This window comes from Azospirillum sp. TSO22-1 (assembly GCF_003116015.1).
In the GTDB taxonomy this organism is placed as follows: Bacteria; Pseudomonadota; Alphaproteobacteria; order Azospirillales; family Azospirillaceae; genus Azospirillum.
Window position 1 is genome coordinate 1 of record NZ_LGQZ01000013.1, and the last position, 21,113, is coordinate 21,113.

At 70.4% G+C, this 21,113-nt stretch carries 18 protein-coding genes and 1 tRNA gene; 5 read left to right on the forward strand and 14 right to left on the reverse strand.

Features of this window, described 5'->3' with window-relative positions:
* Positions 1-418: hypothetical protein (locus tag TSO221_RS03530; RefSeq protein WP_109117099.1), on the reverse strand; the 418-nt coding region annotated here is incomplete at its 3' end.
* Between the two features lie 273 nt (positions 419-691).
* Here TSO221_RS03530 and TSO221_RS03535 point away from each other — a divergent pair.
* Positions 692-1,426, forward strand: coding sequence for an SPOR domain-containing protein (locus TSO221_RS03535; RefSeq protein WP_109117100.1), 735 nt, complete (start codon positions 692-694; stop codon positions 1,424-1,426).
* A gap of 25 nt (positions 1,427-1,451) precedes the next feature.
* Here TSO221_RS03535 and TSO221_RS03540 read toward each other — a convergent pair whose 3' ends face one another.
* From TSO221_RS03540 to TSO221_RS03575, 7 genes are all read right to left on the reverse strand, one after another.
* A complete protein-coding gene (locus TSO221_RS03540; RefSeq protein WP_109117101.1) occupies positions 1,452-1,904 on the reverse strand; it encodes a hypothetical protein in 453 nt (150 codons plus the stop codon).
* 32 nt (positions 1,905-1,936) lie between these two features.
* Positions 1,937-2,290 carry a hypothetical protein gene (locus tag TSO221_RS03545; RefSeq protein ID WP_146208696.1) on the reverse strand — a complete coding sequence of 118 codons (354 nt, stop codon included), beginning with the start codon at positions 2,288-2,290 and terminating at the stop codon, positions 1,937-1,939.
* A 134-nt stretch (positions 2,291-2,424) separates the two neighbouring features.
* Positions 2,425-2,958 carry a DUF4402 domain-containing protein gene (locus TSO221_RS03550; protein WP_109117103.1) on the reverse strand — a complete coding sequence of 178 codons (534 nt, stop codon included), beginning with the start codon at positions 2,956-2,958 and terminating at the stop codon, positions 2,425-2,427.
* Between the two features lie 269 nt (positions 2,959-3,227).
* Complete coding sequence (locus TSO221_RS03555) at positions 3,228-6,728, reverse strand: tetratricopeptide repeat protein (RefSeq protein ID WP_109117104.1); 3,501 nt, start codon at positions 6,726-6,728, stop codon at positions 3,228-3,230.
* Complete coding sequence (locus tag TSO221_RS03560) at positions 6,725-10,120, reverse strand: hypothetical protein (protein ID WP_146208697.1); 3,396 nt, start codon at positions 10,118-10,120, stop codon at positions 6,725-6,727. Before TSO221_RS03560 ends, TSO221_RS03555 begins: the two co-directional genes overlap by 4 nt.
* 477 nt (positions 10,121-10,597) lie before the next feature.
* Positions 10,598-11,203, reverse strand: coding sequence for a hypothetical protein (locus tag TSO221_RS03570; RefSeq protein WP_109117107.1), 606 nt, complete (start codon positions 11,201-11,203; stop codon positions 10,598-10,600).
* 205 nt (positions 11,204-11,408) lie between these two features.
* Positions 11,409-11,501 (reverse strand) — tRNA-Ser (locus TSO221_RS03575).
* 253 nt (positions 11,502-11,754) lie between these two features.
* Here TSO221_RS03575 and TSO221_RS03580 point away from each other — a divergent pair.
* Entirely contained in the window at positions 11,755-11,991 is a 237-nt protein-coding gene (locus TSO221_RS03580) for a hypothetical protein (protein ID WP_109117108.1), read from the forward strand.
* Positions 11,992-12,240: 249 nt separating this feature from the next.
* Here TSO221_RS03580 and TSO221_RS34840 read toward each other — a convergent pair whose 3' ends face one another.
* Positions 12,241-12,525: a hypothetical protein gene (locus TSO221_RS34840; protein ID WP_146208698.1), complete on the reverse strand. Its 285-nt coding sequence runs from the start codon at positions 12,523-12,525 to the stop codon at positions 12,241-12,243.
* A gap of 37 nt (positions 12,526-12,562) precedes the next feature.
* On the opposite strand from TSO221_RS34840, the gene TSO221_RS03585 reads away from it, so the two are divergent.
* Positions 12,563-13,219: a hypothetical protein gene (locus TSO221_RS03585; protein ID WP_146208699.1), complete on the forward strand. Its 657-nt coding sequence runs from the start codon at positions 12,563-12,565 to the stop codon at positions 13,217-13,219.
* 14 nt (positions 13,220-13,233) lie between these two features.
* Here the strand turns inward: TSO221_RS03585 and TSO221_RS03590 are convergent, their stop codons facing one another.
* The 4 genes from TSO221_RS03590 to gatC all read right to left on the reverse strand — a co-directional run bounded on the left by TSO221_RS03590 (position 13,234) and on the right by gatC (position 18,766).
* Complete coding sequence (locus TSO221_RS03590; protein WP_247877900.1) at positions 13,234-15,321, reverse strand: PAS domain S-box protein; 2,088 nt, start codon at positions 15,319-15,321, stop codon at positions 13,234-13,236.
* Positions 15,322-15,520: 199 nt separating this feature from the next.
* Complete coding sequence (gene gatB, locus TSO221_RS03595) at positions 15,521-16,975, reverse strand: Asp-tRNA(Asn)/Glu-tRNA(Gln) amidotransferase subunit GatB (RefSeq protein WP_109117110.1); 1,455 nt, start codon at positions 16,973-16,975, stop codon at positions 15,521-15,523.
* A gap of 20 nt (positions 16,976-16,995) precedes the next feature.
* On the reverse strand, positions 16,996-18,477 hold the full coding sequence (gene gatA, locus TSO221_RS03600) for an Asp-tRNA(Asn)/Glu-tRNA(Gln) amidotransferase subunit GatA (protein ID WP_109117111.1): 1,482 nt from the start codon (positions 18,475-18,477) through the stop codon (positions 16,996-16,998).
* A gap of 1 nt (position 18,478) precedes the next feature.
* On the reverse strand, positions 18,479-18,766 hold the full coding sequence (gene gatC / locus TSO221_RS03605) for an Asp-tRNA(Asn)/Glu-tRNA(Gln) amidotransferase subunit GatC (protein WP_109117112.1): 288 nt from the start codon (positions 18,764-18,766) through the stop codon (positions 18,479-18,481).
* Between the two features lie 261 nt (positions 18,767-19,027).
* Here gatC and TSO221_RS03610 point away from each other — a divergent pair, with 261 nt between their 5' ends.
* Together TSO221_RS03610 and TSO221_RS03615 are read left to right on the forward strand one after the other, a co-directional pair.
* Positions 19,028-19,804: a hypothetical protein gene (locus TSO221_RS03610; RefSeq protein ID WP_146208700.1), complete on the forward strand. Its 777-nt coding sequence runs from the start codon at positions 19,028-19,030 to the stop codon at positions 19,802-19,804.
* 11 nt (positions 19,805-19,815) lie between these two features.
* Entirely contained in the window at positions 19,816-20,409 is a 594-nt protein-coding gene (locus tag TSO221_RS03615; protein WP_146208701.1) for a hypothetical protein, read from the forward strand.
* A 6-nt stretch (positions 20,410-20,415) separates the two neighbouring features.
* On the opposite strand, the gene TSO221_RS03620 is transcribed toward TSO221_RS03615, so the two are convergent.
* Entirely contained in the window at positions 20,416-21,003 is a 588-nt protein-coding gene (locus TSO221_RS03620; protein WP_109117115.1) for a hypothetical protein, read from the reverse strand.
* Positions 21,004-21,113: the final 110 nt, after the last annotated feature.

Below are 21,113 nucleotides of genomic sequence, written 5' to 3' on the forward strand. Positions count from 1 at the left end.
CGAAGTTGCCGATGCCGGCGGAGAGGTTCTGCACGTTGGCGAGGTTCGGGCCACCGAAGGGCGTGCGGCCACCCGAGCGCTGGAGCACCGTCGCGCCCTGCGCCGCCGTGTTGCCGATGCCCGCCGCGGTGTTGGAGACGTTCGCCATCGAGCCGCCGGGGAACAGTCCGCCGGAGCGCTGGCCGACGAACACGCCCTGGCTGGCGCTGTTGCCGATCCCGGCCGCGGTGTTCGCCACGTTGGCAACATTCGGGCCGCCGAACAGGCCGCCGCCACGCTGCATGGTGGTGACGTTCTGGGTGGCGACGTTGCCGATGCCGGCGGCGGTGTTCGACACGTTCGACACGTTCTGCGCCATGGCCGGCGCCGACAGCAGGGCGAGGGTGGCGAAGCCGGCGAGCAGGGAGGAGCGGATCATGGTGCGGTCTCCTGGATGGGGCCGGCGCTGCGGGGCCGGCGCGTTGTCTCGATGACCGGACCCTACCGAACCCCGCCCCGGCCCGATGTGAGCCGAGCCACACAGCGATGCACTTCCCCGCACGCCTTTCGACCGTCACGGCATGCGCGATTCGCCGCACCACGGCCGCCGTGATCTGCACAGGACGCCTCGGGAACGTGGATTGCCTGCGGCCGCGATGCCCATTAATCTCCCAGGGCAATGCCCCCTCCCGCAGCCCACCGGCGCCATCCCATGGCCAGCTTCCTCCTTCGATCAGGCCTGCTTCTGGCGCTGGTGCCAACGGCGCTGGCCGGTTGCCAGACGACGTCGCAGCAATCGGCGGCGTCCGGCGACGTGAACGCACGCATCGCCGCGCTGGAAAGCGAGCTGGCCGCCCTGCGCAAGGAGTTCGCAGACAGCAAGCCGGCCATCGACCGCCTCGTGCAGGTCGAGGGCGACATGCGCATCCTGGTGGACCGGCTGTCGCAGATGGCGGAGGTTGATTTGTCGGCCAAGCCGGCCGAGCCTGCCCCCCGCCCGGCCGCTGCGCCGGTCCAGGCACCGGCGCCGGTTGCCGCTCCAGCCGGCGAGCCGGCCCCGGCCGCCCCCGCGCCGCCGAAGCACACGCCGACCGCCGGCCCGCAGGTGGCGGCGACGCCGAAGGGCGGCGCGGACGGTGGCGACGGCTTCGGAGTGCACCTCGCCTCGTACCGCAGCGTTTCGGCGACGCAGCAGGGCTGGAACGACCTGCGGCGCCGGCATCCGCAGGATCTGCAGGACCTGCTGCCGGCGGTCTATGAACTCGACCTCGGGGTGCGCGGACGGTTCTACCGGCTGCTCGCCGGGCCGTTGCCGACGGCGCAGGCGGCGAAGGACATCTGCGCCCAGCTGCGCAGGCACGGCGCGGAGTGCGGCGTGACCGCCTACAACGGCCAGCCCGGCGAACTGGCCTGGGCGCGAGGCAAGCAGACGACGGCGGGGTTCTGAATCCCTGGTCCCTGGTCCCGAGTCCCTATTGCTTCTTCACGATGATCGGCAGTTGGTGGTTCACCAGCACGTCGATGCGGAAGCCCGCGGGCGGGGGCTCGGGTGGCAGTTCGGTGACCCGCAGGTGGCTGCGGTACTCGCCCGTCGGCAGGTTGGCGGGCAGGCGCAGCGAGATGCGCACGCTCTGCGTCTCGCCGGGCTGGATGGTCACTTGGCGCGGCGCGAAGCGGACGTAGTCCTTGACGAACCGGTCGCCCGGCTGCGGCGGACCGGCGTCCACCCACTGCCCCTTGGCGTCCTTGCGCAGGTTGACCACGTCGATGCGGTAGGACATCGCCGCAGCGCCGTTGTTGTTGATCCGCACCGCGGCGTCGCGGGTCCGGTCGTCGAAGGTGATGACCGGGTCCATGATGAAGGTGGCGGCGGCGGGCGCCGGCGACAGCGCCAGGAACGCCGCGGCCAGCAAGGCTTTGCGCATGGGAAACACTCTCCGCACCGGGAGCCCTCGGGTCAGAAGAAATCGACTTGTATGGTAAAGGTCGGCGTGGCGCAACTGCCGGAGGGCACCGACACCGGCACCGTCACGGTGACGCCCACATAGATCACGCAGGCCGTGGCGGACGGCGTGGCGCAGGCCGAATCGTTGGTGATCACCGTCATCTGCACCGGCGTGCTGCCGCAGTAGACCGTCTGCGTGCCGCCCAGCACGGTGGCCTGGGCGACCACCGCCGAGGTGCGCGTCACCTGCAGGATGCCGCGCCGCGGCGATCCCATGGAGGTGACGAGCCCGGTCCCCGTCGGCGTGTCGCTGGTGGTCGGCAGTGTGAAGGTGCCGCCGAAGGTCGCCACGGTGCCCAGACTCATGCTCTGCATCGTGCTGACCGAATGCGCGGACGCCGCCATCCCCCAGCCAAGAACGGCCGCGAATGCCAGCGCCGGCACGGCGACTCGGGCTCGGTGCGCGCACATGACTGGAAGGCCCCGGCGGACGGCGGCCCTTACGGGCCGTACGTCAGCGACACCGTCGTGGTGGTGGCGGTGCAGGCGCCGGTGGGGATGGTGGCGCTCGGGAAGTCGGCGCTGGCGCCGATGCCCCACCCGCAGGTGGTGGCGGCCGACGTGCTGCAGTTGGCGCCCGAGGTGACCGACGTCCAGTTGTTGATGGTGATGGTCGCGGTGCCGCAGGCCATGGTCACCGCCGCGGAGGGCAGCGACAGCGTCGCGGTCATGGTGACGCTGCGCGCCACGGAGACGGCCCCCGCGGTGCCGGTGGGGGCGCCCATGAAGCCCGAGCCGGTCAGCGAGCCGCCGGCCGCCGGCAGGGTCGCCGTGCCGCCGGCCACCGGGGCCAGGCTGCCGAAGTTCATGCCGGTGGTGCTGACGGTCGCCGCGCTGGCGATGGTCATGTTGATGGACATGGAGGCGGTCACCGCCTGGGCGTGCGCGGTCCCCGGAGCGGAGAGCGTGGTGGTGGCGGCGGTGACGGCGATGGCGCCGGCGAGCGCGAGCGGCTTGGGAGAGGGCTTCTTCATGGGATGAACCTTCCGAAACGTTTTGTTTTCAGTGGTTGCTCTCAGCGCAGTCGTTCGCAACGCCGGTTCCTGCGGCCGGAAGGCCGCACGACGGACGGAACCATAGCAGGCGCAAGTTGAACTGTCATCCGCCCACGTCCGCCGGAGTCGTCGCAAAGCGCAATTGCCGCGCTTTACCTAGGACCTGGCCACAGTGCTTAACAACCCGTAAATACACCGTGGCCGGGACTCGTGCGCCGAGGCTGTCAGGCGTCGAATATTTCGCCTTTTCAGGCGCGCGCGCGGCGCGCCCGGGCGAAGCCGCGGCACTGTGCCAGCTCCGTCGGATGGTCGGTCAGCGGCCACGCCTCGACCTCGCCGAAGCCGGCGGACTGCAGCATGTTGGCGAGGCAGTCAAGCGTCGGCGCCCACCAGTTCGCCGGGTTGTAGCCGTACTGTGCCGTCGGGTAGAACTCGGCGATCATGTGGCCGCCGTCGTAGCCCTGCCCGACGCCGCCGCAGTAAGGGCTGTAGCGGTCGAGGATGCCGGCCTCCACCAGGATCTGGCCGGTGCACACGGTCGCCAGCGTGTCCAGCGCCAGCAGCGGGTGGCGGCACTGGTTGAGCGTGCCGAACAGCAGCACGAGATCGAAGGTGCCGACCACCGCGGGATCCAGGCTGTAGACGCTGGCCTGCAGGCGCCGGCAGCGGTCCTCGCCGTAGCCGAGGGCCGCGCGGCACAGGTCGAAGCCTTGCCAGCTCCGCTCCGTCTCCTGGCCGGGCAGGCCCAAGCGGTCGGACAGGTCGTCGATGGCGACCACCTCTGCGGCACCACGCCGCAGGGCCTCGAACGCCCAGTAGCCGTCCCAGGTGCCGACGTCGAGCACCCGCAACCCGTCCAGCCGCTCCGGCAGGCGGTGGGCGGCGGGAGCGAGCGGCGCGAATCCGGGCGTCGTCACCCCGTGCGGCAGAGCGACGCGGTGGTACCAGAACGGCACGGCGGCCACTGCCGCCTCCAGGCGGCTGCGTTCGTCGGTCGGGGCGGCGGAGGCGGTCGGCGTGGGGCTCATGGCGGGTGTCTCGGCGGGGGCGGTCGGGATGGCGGCGAGCCGTTCGGCCCGCAGGGTGGCGACGCCGTCGAACAGCGCCGCCTCGAAGCGGCGGGCGAAACCCGGCCCGTCGGTGAGCGTCGAGTGGCACAGCCGGCGGCGCAGCGTGCGGCGCAGCTCGGACAGGCGCTCCGGCGCGCGGGCCAGCGCCACCGCGCGCTCGACGTAGTCGGCCGCATCGGCGGCCACCATCTCGCCCAGGCCGAGCGGTTCGAGGATGCTCAGGCCGACGCGCGCGGCGTGCCGGTCGCCGGCCAGCGTCACCACCGGCACGCCCATCCACAGCGCCTCGAACGTCGTGGTCGTGCCGTTGTAGGGGAACGAGTCGAGCGCCACGTCGACGTCCCGGTAGACGGCCAGATGCTCCGCCTCGCCGTCGCGCCAGCGCTGCAGGTCGACGCGCGCCGTGTCGATGCCGGCGCGCGCCAGCCGGGCCAGCACGTGCTCCCGCGTGCGGGCGCAGCGCAGGCCGAGGTGCTTGAGCACGAGGCGGGCATCCGGCACCCGGCGCAGGATCTCGCCCCAGGCCGCCAGCGCCGCGTCGCTCATCTTGGCGAGGTTGTTGAAGGAGCCGAAGGTCGGGTGCCCGGCGTCCAGACGCGGCGGCTCGCCCTCGTCCGGTGCGGCGGCCGGGGGCTGGTAGCACAGGAAGCCGCCGTCGATGCGCACCAGCCGCTCAGCATGCAGCGCGTCCGCCGCGCCCGGCGGGTCCGTCAGCGCGTCGGTGAAGCGCAGGTCCATGGCCGGCAGGCCGGAGCTGTTGGGGTAGCCCAGCCACGTCGCCTGCACCGGCGCCGCCCGCCCGGCGAAGATCCCCAGCCGCTGCCCGCCGGTGTGGCCGGACAGGTCGATCAGCGCGTCGATGCCGTCGGCGCGCACCATGTCCGCCGCCTCGGCGTCGCTGCGCCCGACGATGTTGCGCCAGTGGTCGGCGAGGCCCTGGAGGCGCGCGGTCAGGCCGTCCGGCCGGGTCACGTTGGCGTAGCAGAACACCTCGACCCGGCCACGGTCGTGGTTGAGCAGCAGCGGCTCCAGGAAGCGCGCGACCGAATGGCTGCGGAAATCAGCAGAGACGTAGCCGACGCGCAGCCGCCGCCCCGTCGCGTCCGCCGGCACCGGTGCCGGGCCGGCGGCGCGGCCGTGGCGGCGGCCGTACTCGCGGTGCTCCTCCGCCAGTTCCTCCGGCGTCACCGCGGCGGAGTAGTTGAGCGACAGCAGCAGGTTGGAGCGGGTGTCCTCGCGGTCCGGGTCCAGCGTCAAGCCGAGGCGCAGGAACGCGATGGCCTCGTCGATGCGACCCTGGAGCTGCAGCGTCACGCCCAGGTTGTTGGCGGCGTCGCTGAGGTCCGGCACGGCGACCAGCGCGCGGCGGTAGGAGGCGCAGGCGTCCTCGTAGCGGTCGAGGTCCTTCAGCGCGTTGCCGCGGTTGCTGAACGCCGCGCCCAGCGCCGGGTCGATGGCCAGCGCGCTGGCGAAGGCCGCCGCCGCCTGCTCCCACCGCGCAAGGTCGAGCAGCACGGCGCCCAGGTTGTTGTAGGCCGCGGCGTGCTCGGTGCCGTTGCGCGCGGCGCGCGCCAGCGCCTCCAGCGCGCCCTCCAGGTCGCCCTTGCGCTGCAGCGCGATGCCCAGGTTGTTGAAGGCGTCGGCGTAGTCCGCCTTGCGCGCCACCGCCTGGCGCAGATGGGCGATGCCGGCGTCGAGGTCGCCGCGCTCCACCAGCAGCATGCCCAGGTTGCACAGCGCCTCCGGCGAGCCCGGTGCATGCCCCAGCGCCGCGCGCTGGCAGCGCTCCGCCTCGTCCGGGCGGCCCTGCGACTGCTCGGCCGCGCCCAGGTTGATCCAGGCCGGCGCATAGCCCGGCGCCACCGCCAGCACGCGGCGGTAGTGCGCCGCCGCCTCGGCGAAACGGTCCTCCCCCTGCGCCAGCATGCCCAAACCATTCATCGCCTCGGCGTCGGCGGGATCCAGCGCCAGGGCGCGGTGGTAGGCGTCCCGCGCCGCGCCGATGCGGCACAGAAGGCACAGCGCGTCGCCGCGGTTGCGGTGCGCCACCCCGAGGGTCGGCGCCCGCGCCAGCGCGTCGTCCAGCGCGGCCAGCGCCGCCTCCCCGCGCTGCAGGATGACCAGGGCGAGGCCCATGTTGTTGGCGGCGTCGGCGCGGGCCGGGTCGAGGGCGCGCACCCGCGCGTAGGCGGCGACCGCCGCTTCCGATCGGCCGGTCGATTGCAGGGCGAGGCCGAGGTCGTACCACGCCGCGGCGTGCGCCGGCGCCAGCGACACGGCCAGCCGGTACAGCGCCGCCGCCTCGGCCGGAGCGCCCTCCTGCTGACGCAGGGAGGCCAGCTCGAAAGCGGCGGCCGCGTCGTCCGGCGCCAGCCGGCGCGCGCGCGGCAGCAGCACCGCGGCGGCCCGGTCGCCGGCGGCCCGGCGCAGGGCGGCGAGCTTCACCAGCGTCTCCGCCCGGCCGGGGTCGAGCGCCGCCGCCCCCTCCACCAAGCGGCGCGCCGCGTCCGGGTCGCCGGCCTGGAAGCGCAGCACGCCCAGCACGACGCGCGCCCCGGCGTGGTCCGGCCGGGCGGCGATCAGGGCGCCGGCCTGCGCTGCCGCCTCGGCCGGACGCCCGGCCTGCGCCGCCTCCAGGATCGTGCGAAGCGTCGCCGCCGCGGCGTCGGTCGTGGTCATACGGCGTTCTCCTGGATCCGGCACGGCCGGTCACCCTGCATGATCTGCCGACAGGCGTCCACGGCGGCCTCGGGGTCGGGGCCCAGTTCGATGACCAGGGCGAAGCGGCCGCTGGCCGGGTCGGGCGCCACCTGCGGCTTGCCGGCGGCGCCGGCCAGCAGCGCCGGGAACTTGCGGCGCAGCACCACCACGTCGGCCACCGCGCCGAGCTGCGAGCCGTAGCTGCCCACCACGATGCTGCGCACCCGCTTCGCCGGCGCCGCAGCAATCTGGGGGGCGGCCGGGGATGCTGCCGGGAGCGCCGCCGCGGACGGCGCCGCCGGCTGGGCGGCGAGCATGGCGGGCGCCGCGCCACGACCGAGCGCCACCTCGCCCAGGTCGACCGGCCCGCCCTCCGGCGCGACGGCGACGGTGCGCCGGAAGCCGCCGGGCAGGCCACGGCGCTCGGCCACCTGCGGGTCGATGTCCACCGTGTAGGTGCCCGGCGGCACGTTGTCGAAGGTGTAGAGGCCGTCGTACGCGGTGCGGCTGGTCGCCAGCACGCTGCCGTCCGGCTTCAGCAGCCGGACCGGCAATCCGCGCTGCGGCATCAGGGCGCCGGCCTCGTCCGGCGCGACGATGCGCCCCTCCAGCGAGCCGACCTGCGTCACCGCCACGTCCATCCTCTGGATCACGCCGGGGCGCGGCACCACCGAGTGGCCCTCGACCACCGGCATCAGGTAAGGGTCGGGCAGCGAGCCGGGCTCGACCGCCACGTCGGTCGCCTTGTGCACCGGCAGGCCGGTGATGACCGCCACGCCGTTCTCGTCGGTGACCGCCTGCATGCTGGCCTGGCGGGCGACCACGGTGGCGCCCTTGACCGGCCGGCCGGCCGAGCCGGCCAGCGGGTCGTCCTGGAACACCCGAACCGACACGCCGCCCAGGTCGTTCTGCGGCGTGCCGGCCAGCATGAAGCCGCCGCCGCGCGGTTCGCGCAGGATCGATGTGGTCAGTTCCAGCATCGCCTCGGCGTGGCCGTTGCTGGACACGCTGAAGCGCGGGCCGATGGTGGCGCGGCCGAGGTCCCAGGCCATGCGGGCGGTGCCGGTGCTGACCCCGTCGTGCAGCGAGCGGCCGGCCTCCACCTCGCCCCACACGCCGCGGCCCAGTGAGGTGCCGATGTTGGCGAAGTAGGTGCTGACCTCCGGCCTCGGCCGCCCCTGCATCTGCGCCGAGCCGGCGATGCGTATGCCTTCGATCACCGTGTAGGCGGTGACGCTGCCGGTGCCGCGGGTGTCCACCGTGCCGTCGGAGGCGCGCAGGCGGTCCGCCCCGGCCGAGACCGCCAGGTTGGTCGCACGGTAGCCGACCGACAGCCGGCCGCTGAGCGAGGTGGTGCTCTGCGAGTCCGGCCCCCAGCTCTGGTTGCCCGACACGCCGTAACCGAAGCGCAGCCCGGCGGGGTCGCTGATCGTGTTGTAGATCGACAGCCCGGTGCGCATGCGCCGGCCGCGCTGAACGCCGGGCTCGGTCAGGTCGTCCAGGTAGCGCTGCGACAGGCGCACGCTGTGGCCCAGCACGTCGGTCTGCACCACCGCGTCGATACCCCGGCCGCCGCGGCTGTCGACGATGGCGTTGACCTGCCCCAACACGCCCAGCGCCTGGGCGGTGACGCCCGCCAGCGCGTAGGAGACGCGGCCGTCCACCAGCTCGACGCTGCTGACGCCGCCGCCCACCGACAGGTTCTCGTTCAGGCCGTAGTTGAAGTAGGCGTTGATGCGCCCCGAGCCCATGGTGGGTTCGCGCAGGAAGCCGCGTCGGTAGAAGGGCGTGTCCTTCTGGCTGAGCGACATCTCGTAGAACAGCTTGCCCGGCGTGGCGAGGCCGAGGCCGACGGGGATCGAACGCGCCTCCTCCCGCCGCTGCCCCTGCGGGCCGAGGAACACCAGCTTGAAGTCGTTGCGGCCGAGGAAGAGGTCGATGTTGGTGAAGCTATAGCGCCCGTTGACGCCGACCCGCTGGGTGGCGATCAGCGAGTCGTTGCGGTACAGCTCGACGTCCCAGTCGATGGGCGCGTCGCCGACGATGTCGGTGCTGTCGAACACCGTGGAATAGCCGAGCGGCTGGTTGGTCACGCGCACGCCGCGCTCGAACTGGGCACCGCCGATCACCGGCAGCATGGCGGTGCGCACCTCGCCGGCCTCGAGCGCGGTGGCGCCCATGGGGCCCAGCATGCCGCCGTCCGGGTCGAAGCGGCGCAGCGTCACGCGCGCCTGGTCGACCAGCGCGCCGTTGGCGGTGCTGGTGTCGCCCGACACGAAAAAGGCGGCGTTGGCGTAGGCGAGGTCGCCGGTACCGACCGCCGAATAGCGCACCCCGGCGCTGGAGGTGCCGTTGTTGCCACGCAGCCAGCGCGGACCGCCGGTGGCATCGATGGTCGGCCAGGTCAGCGGCTCGTACTGCGCCTCCAGGCGTGGCAGCCGGGCCAACTCGTTGGCGCGGCCCAGCACCGGGCGGACCAGCCCCTGCTGGCGGGCCAGCCTCTCCTGGATGGGCAGCGGGCTCTTCGGCGACAGCCGCAGCGCCAGCTCGCGCATGTCGATGGCGAAGCCCATCTCGAACCACTTCGACAGCCGGCCCAGCGGCACGAACAGGTCGCCGCCGTCGCGCACCACGTCGTCCGGCGACAGCGATTCGTGCCGGCCGGCGACGTCCACGGTGCCGCGCGCGGCGTCCAGTTCGAACCGGCGGTCCTCGCGGATGAACCAGCCGCTGGCGGTGCCGCGGCGGCCGTCCACGTCGATGGCGAAGTCGAGCGCAGCGGCCAGTTCGCCCAGCGCCACGTAGATCTCGGACCCGCGCTTGACCCCCGACAGGCTCTGCGCCAGCCGCAAGCTGTCGATCCGCACCTCGAGCAGCAGCGGGTCGCCGTCCGCCATTGCGCCGAGCATGGCGCCCGGATCGGGCCGCGGGGGAGCGGGGACCGGCGGCGCGGAGACGGGCGCGGCGGCGGGGGCCGGCGGTGGAGATGCCGGCGGTGGGCCGGTTTCGCCGGCCGGGCGCACCTTGGTGACGGTCGCCTGCGGCGGGAGTGCTGTCGTGGGGGCGAAGGCTGGGCCAATGCGTGCGGCAAACTCGCGCAGCAGGCTCTGGCGCTGCTGTGCCGCGTCCGGTGGTGGTGGCGCAGGGGGCGGCGCGGGGGAAACGGCGGCCAGCGTGTCGTCGGGCGGGAGCGAGGCGACCTGGATGACCGGGACGATGACGGCCGGCTGCACGCGGGACGCCCCCACGCTCGCCAGCACGTCGGCAAGGTCGCGCGTCGAAGCGGCGGCACCGAGCAGGGCGGTGCCGGAAGCGGCTACGCTGACCAGCGCCAGCGTGGCAATCCCCACTGCGTAACGTCGCTCGCCCATTCCTGTCTTCCGCGCGCGGCGTGCCGCCCAGGGTTGAACATCGCGGGCGCTCGTAAAGAAAGTCATAATACGGAGGGCGGGGACGACGATGGCGCGAAATTCGTCTCGCGGATGGAGTCTGCCTTGGGCAACGTCCGCCCGCGGATGGAGCACACGCAAGACGGGCGCCGCTCCGATGGGGGCGGCGGGCCAACCCACCGCCCTTGTTCCAGCATCGCTCAAACCGCCCGCCGGGGTGCTGGCGCTGATGAAGGCGCTGAGCCGGGGCGCACCGGGGTTCGCACCGACCTGGACAGGCCGTGGGCGTCGGTGGGGTGAGCCAAGCCTAACGCAGAAAGGCCGCTTCACCCAGAGGGCGAAGTGGCCTGTGATCTGAAGGAGCTTCAGCGCCTTTTGCGCCTTGCTGATGCCGACCATCGCCGAAATAGCCGTCCGACACAGTGACGGCCGTCACAGACGGCGACGCATCAGCTCACCTCACCTGTCGGACACCGCGAGCACGGCATTCGCCAATGCTTGGATTGCGGGCTCCCGTGCGCCGAGCAGCAGCGCCCGCGTTGCACGGATCGCGTCCACCGCCGGCAGTTCACCGTTTCCGCTGACGCTTGCGTCCACCAACGCGGCCATCGCCGCGACCAGATCCATCATCGCCTTGGCCGAGGGATCACCGCCCTCCGCAAGGCTCGCCAGTTCGTTCAGACCGCCCAGCGGTGCGGCGGAGCCGTCGAGCAGCCTCGGCCCGGTGATGTCGTCCCTCGCCGAGGTGGAGGCTTCAGCAGGCTGCGTGGACAGCTTCGCCGCGGTGTTCATCAGCGCCGAGCGCACACCGTCACCGATCTCATCCACCCTGCCCTCGCGCCACGCTCCCAAGATGGAGGCTACGAGAGCAAGGGCCGGCTGGTAGCGGTCGTGGCCACGGACCCCGAAACATGCTTCGATGCCGGTCGAGTACTGCGAGGGTGCCTCGTGCACCCGGGCGGCGTAGGTCCCGCGCTGCTCGGAGCCGCCGAACTTGCCGATCAGCACCTCCGCAATCGGTTCCGCCTCGGTGAACGTCTCCCTGGTCACGGTCACGCGCAGCACTGGCAGCCTCCCCATGGCGGATCGAGGTGGCAAGCGTAGCGGCGACGCCTGTAACGCTCAAGCGGCGGCAGAGTTTAGGCAGCGCGGATCTGGCTGGTGAGGGTGCAAATTCGTCGCGGTTCGCGGCTAGCCGCGTTCAAGTGTGGGACGCTGGCTGAGGTCGTCCCGCTCCAGCGCTGCCGATCAATGGCTTGGCTGGAGGAGGTGGCGGAGCGGGGGGGATTCGAACCCCCGGTACGAGTAATCCCCGTACGACAGTTTAGCAAACTGCTGGTTTCAGCCACTCACCCACCGCTCCCCGGTGGACACCCCCGTTCGGGGGGCGCCGTGGTGGAAGCCGTTCTAGCGGCCTCAGGTGCCGCTTGTCAACGCCTTGCGGGGGAAATATTCCGGATCGCGTCAGCCGGAGCGAACGCAGGTCCCCATGCGACACCCTGCCCTACCCTATCGCAGCCATTCGTGACAAATTCAGATAAAATTTTATAGACATTGCGTTCATCGCCGGGTAGCATCGTCCCATACAGAGGAAACCACGGGTTCGGGAGGGCGTCATGAGCCTGTCCAAGCGTTGCGTCGAAACCCTGCTGGATCTGGCCGAGATCAAGCTGAGCTGCCTGGAGATCACCGACCGCGAGGACGCGCGCGAGAAGGAGCTGCTGGAGCGCTGCATCCAGGAGCTGCGCGCCGAGGCCACGGGCCAGGACGGCCGGACGCTCTCCTTCCAGGCCCCGAAGCGCCGCGGCCGACGCCCGAAGCACCTGCAGTACCACGAGTTGCACGCGGCCTGACGGCAGGCAGGTCCGAAGGAGGCGGCCCGCCCATCCGGCGGATGTGGCGAGGCGACGTTGCCCGACCGTACCTGCGCGCGAAACCGTCCGGTGGACACACCAACAACGCTGGACGAATTCCACCGACGCGTGTCAAGCTCCGGAGGCTCCACCTTCGCCCTGATCGGGAGGCCGGCGCATGACGAACCGCACTCACCCGCGCCCACCCGGGCCGCCGAAGCCCGCGCATGCGGCGGCCGCGCCGACGGTTCAGGCAAAGCCCGCGAGGGTGGCCGTTCCTCCGCCAGCAACACGCTTCGGGCCGGCCGCTTCGGCCCAGGCAAAGGGTGCGACGCCGGCGCCGCCCGGTTCGGCCAGAATCGGCGCCGCCCCGCCTCCCCCACCGACATGCTTCGGCACCGCGCGCCCGATCCAGCCGAAGGCGGCGACGACGACCGCAGCCTCGACGGTTCCACCGCCGCCGACGCGCTTCGGCCCCGGCCGCCCGGCGCAGACGAAGGCAGGCGGTGCCAAAGCGGCGCCCGCGTCGGCCATGTCACGCCTTCCCGCCGGCCCCGGCGTGGTTCAAGCCATGCAGCAGCTCAAGCTCACTCTGCCCACCGTGGACGAGGAGCTTGAGATGGACTTCGGAAATTCGGCCTTCCAGAGGCCGGACTTCATAAAATCCGTAAAGGTGCAGGTTCGGGACGACGTCAACGCCACCCTCGGCACCCTCGGATACAAGCCTGTCGACCCGGCGGACTTCGACATAGCGCACAAGGTCCCGATCGACGTCATCAAACAGGTGGTGATGCACTATGTTCGTGAAAACGGGGAAATCGGCTGGGACGACCTCGTGGCGAAATCCGACTCCCTGTACTCGAGCGACGCAAGCCGATACCCGATCATGACATCTCTTCGGACCGAACTCCGGACGCTCGTCGCGAAAAAGAAGCACACGGTCGATGACGCGACGCTTGAGGTGATCGACAAAGCGAACGACCTCATCCATGAACTCAACAGCGCCCCCGACAATCTCGGCCTGGGCTTTCCTTCGGAGAACCGCTCCATCGGCGCACAGTTCGACCTCGTCATAAGAGGCGGCCAACTGACGCCACGATCGAGGTCCATATACGACGCGTTCAATCAGCACGTCGACTTCGCGTACTCAGGCGCCAGAAAACCCGCGAACGTCCGGTCGTCGCAGGTCACGTCCCAGATGAACTTCGGCTACCTTACGAAAAAGTAGAAGCGGCGCGCCGGTCACGCCATCATCGGCTCGTCGGCGCGCTGCGGCACCGTGCGCGGCAGCACCAGGGTGAAGCGGGTCCCCTGGCCGACCTGCGAATCGACCGAGACCCGCCCCCCCAGCACCTGGGTGACGGTGTTGAAGACGATGTGCAGCCCCAGGCCGCTGCCGCCTTCCGAGCGCTTGGTGGTGAAGAACGGGTCGAAGATTCGCGGCAGCACCTCGGCCGGAATGCCCTTGCCGTCGTCGGAGAACACCAGTTCCACCTCGTCGGTACCGTGCGGCTCGACGATGATTCGGATGGTGCCGGACTGCCCCTCGGCGTAGGCGTGCACGATGGCGTTGATGGTCAGGTTGGTCAGCACCTGGCTGAGCGCGCCAGGGAAGCTGTCCATGGCGAGGCCCTCCGGGCACTCCACCTCCACCGCCAGACGCGTGCGCTTCAGGCGCGGGCGCAGGCTGAACAGCACCTCGCCGATGTAGGTCTTGAGATCGAAGGCGCGCCGCCCGCCGGAGGACTGGTCGACCGCCACCTGTTTGAAGCTCTGGATCAGTTCCGCCGCCCGGTTCATGTTGGCGACCAGCAGCTTCGCCCCCTCGCCCACCGTGCCGAGATAGTCGATGAAATCGCTGCGGCGGATGATGCCGCCTTCGAACCGCTCGCGCACGCGCCCGGTGGTCTCGGCGACGTGGGTCGCGGCGGTCAGGCCGATGCCGATGGGGGTGTTGATCTCGTGCGCCACCCCGGCGACCAGTTGGCCCAGCGAGGCCATGGTCTCCGCCTGGATCAGGCTCTCCTGCGCGGCGCGCAGGTCGGAGAGCGCGCGCTCGGCGGCTTCCTTGGCGGTCTGAAGCTCGGCCTCGGCGGCCTTGCGGTCGGTAATGTCGTAGAGCCAGGTGAGGTAGGCGCTCTCGCCGTCGAACTCGATGGAATCCCACGAGGCCAGCGCCCACACCACGCTGCCGTCGGGGCGGTGGAACGCCACTTCGGCGTCGCGGAAGGCGCCCTCGGTCTCCAGCCGGGCGCTCAGCCGCTCGCGCACCTTAGGGTCGACGTAGAGGTCGGGAATCGAGGTGCGCTCGATCTGGGCGCGGGTCAGGTCGAAGATGCGCGCGGTCTGCGGATTCGAGAACAGCCAGCGCCCGTCCTTGCTGGAGATGTTCACCGAGATCGGCGACGCCTCGAGGATGGCCAGCAGCCGCTCCTCGCTCGCACGCAGCAGTTCCTCCTGGCGGCGGCGGGCGGAGATGTCGGTCATGATGCCGGTGTAGCGCACCACCCGTCCGCTCTCGTCAAGCACCGCGCGGCCCTTGGCCTCCACCCACATCCAGGTGCCGTCCTCGCGGTGCAGGCGGTAGACGTACTCGTACGCCGCGCTCTCGCCGCGCAGATGGGCGTCGATGTGCGCCAGCACGCGGGTGCGGTCCTCCGGGTGCAGGCGGCGTTCCCAGAAGTCGGGCGGCATGGCGGGAAGCGTCCGGAAGCCCAGCATGCGCGGGAAGGTGTCCGACCACCAGCAGGTGCCGGCCACCACGTCGGCGTCCCACACCGCGGCGTTGGTGGCCTCCAGCGCCATGGCGAGGCGCACCGCCATGTCGCGCTTCTCCGCGTTCGCCTGGACCTGCTGGCTGATGTCGTAGAACCACGTGATGTGGCACCGCCGCCCGGCGTATTCGGTGAGCGCCGAGGTCATGGTGCCGACGTAGATCTCGCCCGAGCCGCGGCGCAGCAGCACCTCGTCCATCGTCGCGACGCCGGCGCGGTACAGCCGCTCCATGTACTCTTCGCGCTGTCCTGGCCGGGCGTAGAGCGAAGGGACGCCGTCGGCCGCGAACTCCTCCGCCGTCTGGCCGAAGACCTCCAGCGCGCGGGCGTTGCGGTAGAGGATCTCGCCGTCGCGGGTGTTGACGATGACGCCGACCGGCGCCGTGTCGAGCAGCGCGCGCAGCCGCGAATCGCCGTAGCCATTCACCGGCGCGACAACCGGCGGGTGCGGCGCGTCGTCCGGGCGTTCGGCCCGGCGCCCCATCGCAAAGCCGATCCACCCCGCCAGCACCGCCAGCGCGACGATCACCGTGACTGGCAGACCCAATGGATCCATCGAACCTCCCCGAGAAGGACAATGGAAACTCGCATTCGAGGAAATGCAATCCCTTTGTCGTCACAGGGTCAAAGGTACGGGAGCATGCGGCGGCGCGGGCGCCAGTTGTCGTTGCGCGCCGCAAAATTTCCCGCATACATGGAAAGACGCCGCGGAGCAGGCCCCGCGGCGTCCTTGATGCACAACCGTACCGCGCGACTTACCCGTTCAGCTTCTTCTGAAGGATTTCATTGACCAGCGCCGGGTTGGCCTTGCCCTGGGTGGCCTTCATTGCCTGACCGACGAAGAAGCCGAAGAGCTTGTCCTTGCCGGACCTGTACTCCTCGACCTTGTCGGCGTTGGCGGCCAGGATCTGGTCGATGGCGCCCTCGATGGCGCCGGTGTCGGTCACCTGCTTCAGGCCCTTCTCCGCGACGATGTCCGCCGGCGTCTTGCCCGGAGTCTCGAACATGATCGCGAAGACGTCCTTGGCGATGCGGCCGGAGATGGTGTTGTCGGCGATCAGGTCGATCAGGCCGCCGAGGTCCCCGGCCTTGACCGGGCTCTGCTCGATCTCCAGGCCGGCCTTGTTGAGCGCGCCGAACAGGTCGCCGGTCACCCAGTTGGCGGCCAGCTTCGGGTCACGCCCCTTGGCGACGGTCTCGAAGTAGTCGGCCTTGGCCTTCTCGTTGACCAGCACGTTGGCGTCGTAGGCGGACAGCTTGAAGTCCGTCATGAAGCGGGCCTTCTTCTCGTCCGGCAACTCGGGCAGGGTGCGCTTGATCTCCTCCACCCACTCCGGGTCCAGCTCCAGCGGCAGCAGGTCGGGGTCGGGGAAGTAGCGGTAGTCGTGCGCCTCCTCCTTCGAGCGCATGGAGCGGGTCACCAGCTTGGTGGTGTCCCACAGCCGCGTCTCCTGGACGATGGTGCCGCCCTCCTCCAGCACTTCGACCTGGCGCCGCGCCTCGTACTCGATGGCGGCCATCACGAAGCGGATGGAGTTGACGTTCTTGATCTCGCAGCGCGTGCCGAACGGCTGCCCCGGCTTGCGCACCGAGACGTTGCAGTCGCAGCGCATGGAGCCTTCCTCCATGTTGCCGTCGCAGGTGCCCAGGTAGCGCAGGATCGAGCGCAGCTTGCGCACGTACGCCCCCGCCTCCTCGGCCGAGCGCAGATCCGGCTCCGACACGATCTCCATCAGCGCCACGCCCGACCGGTTCAGGTCGATGTAGGTCTTCGACGGGTGCTGGTCGTGCAGCGACTTGCCGGCGTCCTGCTCCATGTGCAGGCGCGTGATGCCGACCGTGCGGGTCGAGCCGTCCGGCAGATCGAGCACCAGTTCGCCCTTGCCGACGATCGGCTGCAGGTACTGGCTGATCTGGTAGCCCTGCGGCAGGTCGGCGTAGAAGTAGTTCTTGCGGTCGAACACCGAGTAATTGTTGATCTGCGCCTTCAGGCCCAGGCCGGTGCGCACCGCCTGCTCGACGCAGAACGCGTTGATGACGGGCAGCATGCCCGGGAACGCCGCGTCCACAAAGCTGACCTGGCTGTTCGGCGCGGTGCCGAACGCGGTGGCGGAGCCGGAGAACAGCTTGGCGTTGGAAACGATCTGGGCGTGGACCTCCAGCCCGATCACGACTTCCCAATCGCCCGTTTCACCCTGGATGTAGGTCATGGTCTAACTCTCCGTCCCGCTCAGGCCACGAACGGCGGGGTGGCGGTGAACTGCGCGGCGTCCTCGATCACGCCGCCGACGCGGAACAGCGTCTCCTCGTCGAACGGCTTGCCGATCAGCTGCAGGCCCAGCGGCAGCCCGTCGGCGCCCAGGCCGGCGGGGATGCTCATGCCCGGCAGGCCGGCGAGGTTGACCGGCACCGTGAACACGTCGTTCAGGTACATCTGGATCGGGTCGTCCATCTTCTCGCCGATGGCGAAGGCGCCCGACGGCGCGGTCGGCGTCAGGATGACGTCGCACTGTTCGAACGCCTGGTCGAAGTCCCACTTGATGCGGGTCCGCACCTTCTGCGCCTGCAGGTAGTAGGCGTCGTAGTAGCCGGCCGACAGCACGTAGGTGCCGATCAGGATGCGGCGGCGGACCTCCTTGCCGAAGCCGGCGCCGCGGGTGTTCTCGTACATCTCGTTGAGGCTGTTGCCCTCGACCCGCAGGCCGTAGCGCACGCCGTCGTAGCGGGCGAGGTTGGACGAGCACTCGGCCGGCGCCACGATGTAGTAGGCGGCCAGCGCGTACTTGGTGTGCGGCAGGCTGATGTCGACCGGGGTGGCGCCGGCGGCCTTCAGCCACTCGATGCCCTTGCGCCACATCTCCTCGATCTCGGCGGGCATGCCGTCGACGCGGTACTCCTTGGGAATGCCGACGCGCAGGCCGCGGATGTCACCGGTGATCGCCTTCTCGAAGTCCGGCACCGGCATGTCCACCGAAGTGGAGTCCTTCGGATCGAAGCCGCACATGGAGCGCAGCATGATCGCGCTGTCGCGCACCGTGCGGGTCATCGGGCCGGCCTGGTCGAGCGACGAGGCGAAAGCGACCACGCCCCAGCGCGAGCAGCGGCCGTAGGTCGGCTTGATGCCGACGATGCCGGTGAAGGCGGCGGGCTGGCGGATCGAGCCGCCGGTGTCGGTGCCGGTCGCCCCCAGCGCCACGCGCGCCGCCACCGCGGCGGCCGAGCCGCCCGACGAGCCGCCGGGCACCAGCTTGCGCGGCCAGTTGCCGGGCTCGCCCGGGCTCCACGGGTTGATCACGTCGCCGTAGTAGGAGGTGATGTTGGCCGAGCCCATGGCGAACTCGTCCAGGTTCACCTTGCCCAGCATGACGGCGCCGTCGCGCCACAGGTTGGACGTGACGGTGGACTCGTAGCCGGGCTGGAAGCCGTCGAGGATGTGGCTGGCGGCCGTGGTCAGCACGTCCTTGGTGCAGAACAGGTCCTTCACCGCGATGGGCAGGCCGTCCATCGGTCCGGCCTCGCCCTTCGCCCGGCGGGCGTCGGAGGCCTTGGCCATCTCCAGCGCCTTGTCCGGCGTCTCGGTGATGAAGGCGTTGAGGGGGCGGGCCTTCTCAACGGCGCGGACGTGCGCCTCGGTCAGCTCGACCGCGGTGAACTGCTTCTCGGCGAGGCCCTTGAGGGCGTCGGCCATGGTGAGGTGGGTGAGCTGGGTCATGTTATTCGACCACCTTCGGCACGGCGAAATAGCCCTCGGCCGCTTCCGGGGCGTTCCTGACGATGTCCTGCGGGTACCCGCCGTCGGTGACTTGATCCTGGCGGCGGCGCAGCTTCTGCGCGGCGACCGAGGTCATCGGCGGGACGTTGCCGGTGTCCACCTCGTTCAACTGCTCCACGAAGCTGAGGATGTTGTTCAGCTCGCCCGCGAGATGGCCGAGCTCTTCCTCCGGCACCTTGATGCGGGCCAGATGCGCGATCTTGGCCACGGTGGCCTTGTCGAGCGACATGCCTGGTACTCTCTTCCGCCGTATCGGGAAAAACGGCTCGGACGCTAGCACCGGACGCGCGGGATCGCAACGCCAGAGGGGAGTGGCCGAGCCGCGCCTCGCAGGCGCACGGCGCGCACGGCTGACACCACCCCCTCCCGCACGGCGGGATTAAACCATCGGCGACGCCCGATACCGTGGACGCTCATTACATAAAAACCCTCAACGGTGGTATCGTTCGGCGATTCGTGCGCGTTTCCCGACAGATGCGGAGCCGCTGCCATGCCGCTCGATCCCCCACCCCACGGCGCGAGGCCCGTCGAACCATTCAAAGCGCTCCTCGGCGCGGGGGCGGTGGTCGTCGCCGTCCTTGCGGCCGGCGGCTTCTCGCTGCGCTGGAGCTATTACTACAATTTCGGCCTGCACACCCTCGTGCTGCAAGCACCGCTCAACACGCTGCCGGTCTACGCTGTCGAGATCGTGCGCGACTCTGAGAATTTTCTGACGCTCCTCAACTTGACGCTGCGCTACGTCGCCCCCCTTCAGGCCATCCTCATCCTGGTGAGATGCGCGCGCACCTGCCGATGGCGGCGCGTCGGACGGCTGGTCCGCTTCATCGAACGGTTTGCCGGCCTCGACTCCCCGATCGTCGTCGAAGCCCTGCGCGCCGGGGCGTTCATCTGCGTCGCCTTCGCGGCGGGGAGCGAGGCGGGCACCCGCAACTACTGGCACAACGCCGTCGAGGCGACGTCCGGGTTGCCCCGGGTCACCCTGGTCCAGCTTTCGGACAAGTCCGAGACCGGGCTCCCCGTCCAATGCGACCAGCGGCCGCTCGCACAGCGCTCGTCCCCGGCGGTGTTCTTCATCGGCGATCAGAACGCGCTGCGCGCTTTGAACGGTGGCCGGGCCTGCAGCGCGGGACCCAAGGATGGCAGTTGGCGCCTTCTGCATCGGGACGAGAAATACGTCTACATCTTCTACACGGTGCAGCAGCGCAGCGACCGTCCATACACCCTCGCGCTCGCGCAAAACGACAAGTTCATCCTGATCCTGAGGTGAGGAGCCCCACGATGCCCAATGCTGGCCACGTCGCATGCCTGCTCGGCGTAACGGTGACGGCGCTTTGCCTCGCCGCCGTACCGGCGGAGGCGCAACCCTCGTCCGCCGAGGCCCCGCCCCCGTGCATTCGCACGGGCCTTTCCGGCGGCCCGGGCAACTCGCTCGAACAGTTGATGATCCTTCGACCGGTCGGCGGTGCCGACCTGCCCGCGGTGTCGGCGATCCTGCACAAACTCGAGGCAAAAACGGGCGAGGTGACCCTCACCCCCTCGGGCGCCAGCAAAGAAAGCCTCACTGTGCAGCAGATCACCCTGACCTATACCAAACCGAGCCCCGCGGCCCAGTTCCCGATACCCGTGCTTGCCGGCGAAACGCCATACGAGGCCGAGTACCCGGCGGACACCGTCCACGCGGACAACGGAACCATTCATTTCGGCAACTGTGCCCTCCCGCCCTACGACAAGAATGGCTGGCGCGTGGACCACGCCGTGTTCGAAGGCATCCTGAAGATCGAAGGCGGGAAGCTCAAGATCCGTGGAATCTTCGCCGAGTATCGGTGGCCGACCGGCGGCGGGAGTCCTTCGGGCATCAACAAGCCCGGATGACGTCCGTCAGATCCGTTTCCCGCCCAGCGCCATCGCCTCCGGCTCGCGCGGGGACGGGGCGACGCGCAGCCGCGCCAGCGCCGCCGCCACGTCGGCTTCGGGGGGCACCGCGGGATCGGCGCGGCACTGGTTGATCAGCACGAGGTCGCCCGAGGTCACCGATGTCGCGACGAAGCAGCCGTAGACGTTGCCGGACAGCGTCATCTCATAGCGCTCGAACGCGTAGACCCGGCCGGCCCCCACCGTCGCCCCGCCGCCGAACGAGCGGCCGGAGCCGCCGGGCGGGATGAAGCGCTCACGCACCTCGGCCGGTTCGGTGCGCTTGGAGATGAACTCGCCGTCGCCAGCCCGACTGTAGAGGACGATGGTCTGCCCCTCCTCGCGCAGCCAGCGGGCGGTGAAGGTGCTCATGCCGCCGCGCTCCAGCCGGCGCAACTCGTTCGGGCGCGGGCCGCCGTAGACCGGGTCGCCGAAGGCGATGGGCGAGGTGCGCGGATCGACCACCTCGCTGACCGGCGGGTTGCCGGCGGCGGACTGGGCGAGCGCCGCCCCGCATCCAAGCCCCACCACCAGCGCCGCAGCGACCCTCAGCATGGCGTCCTCCGGAAAGCGTTCCTGAAGGCAAGGTGGAGCGCGGCCACGCAAAGAAAACGGAACTGTTCGTCATAAGTCTTTTTCGGCCGTCGTTTTCGGCATCTCGGGCG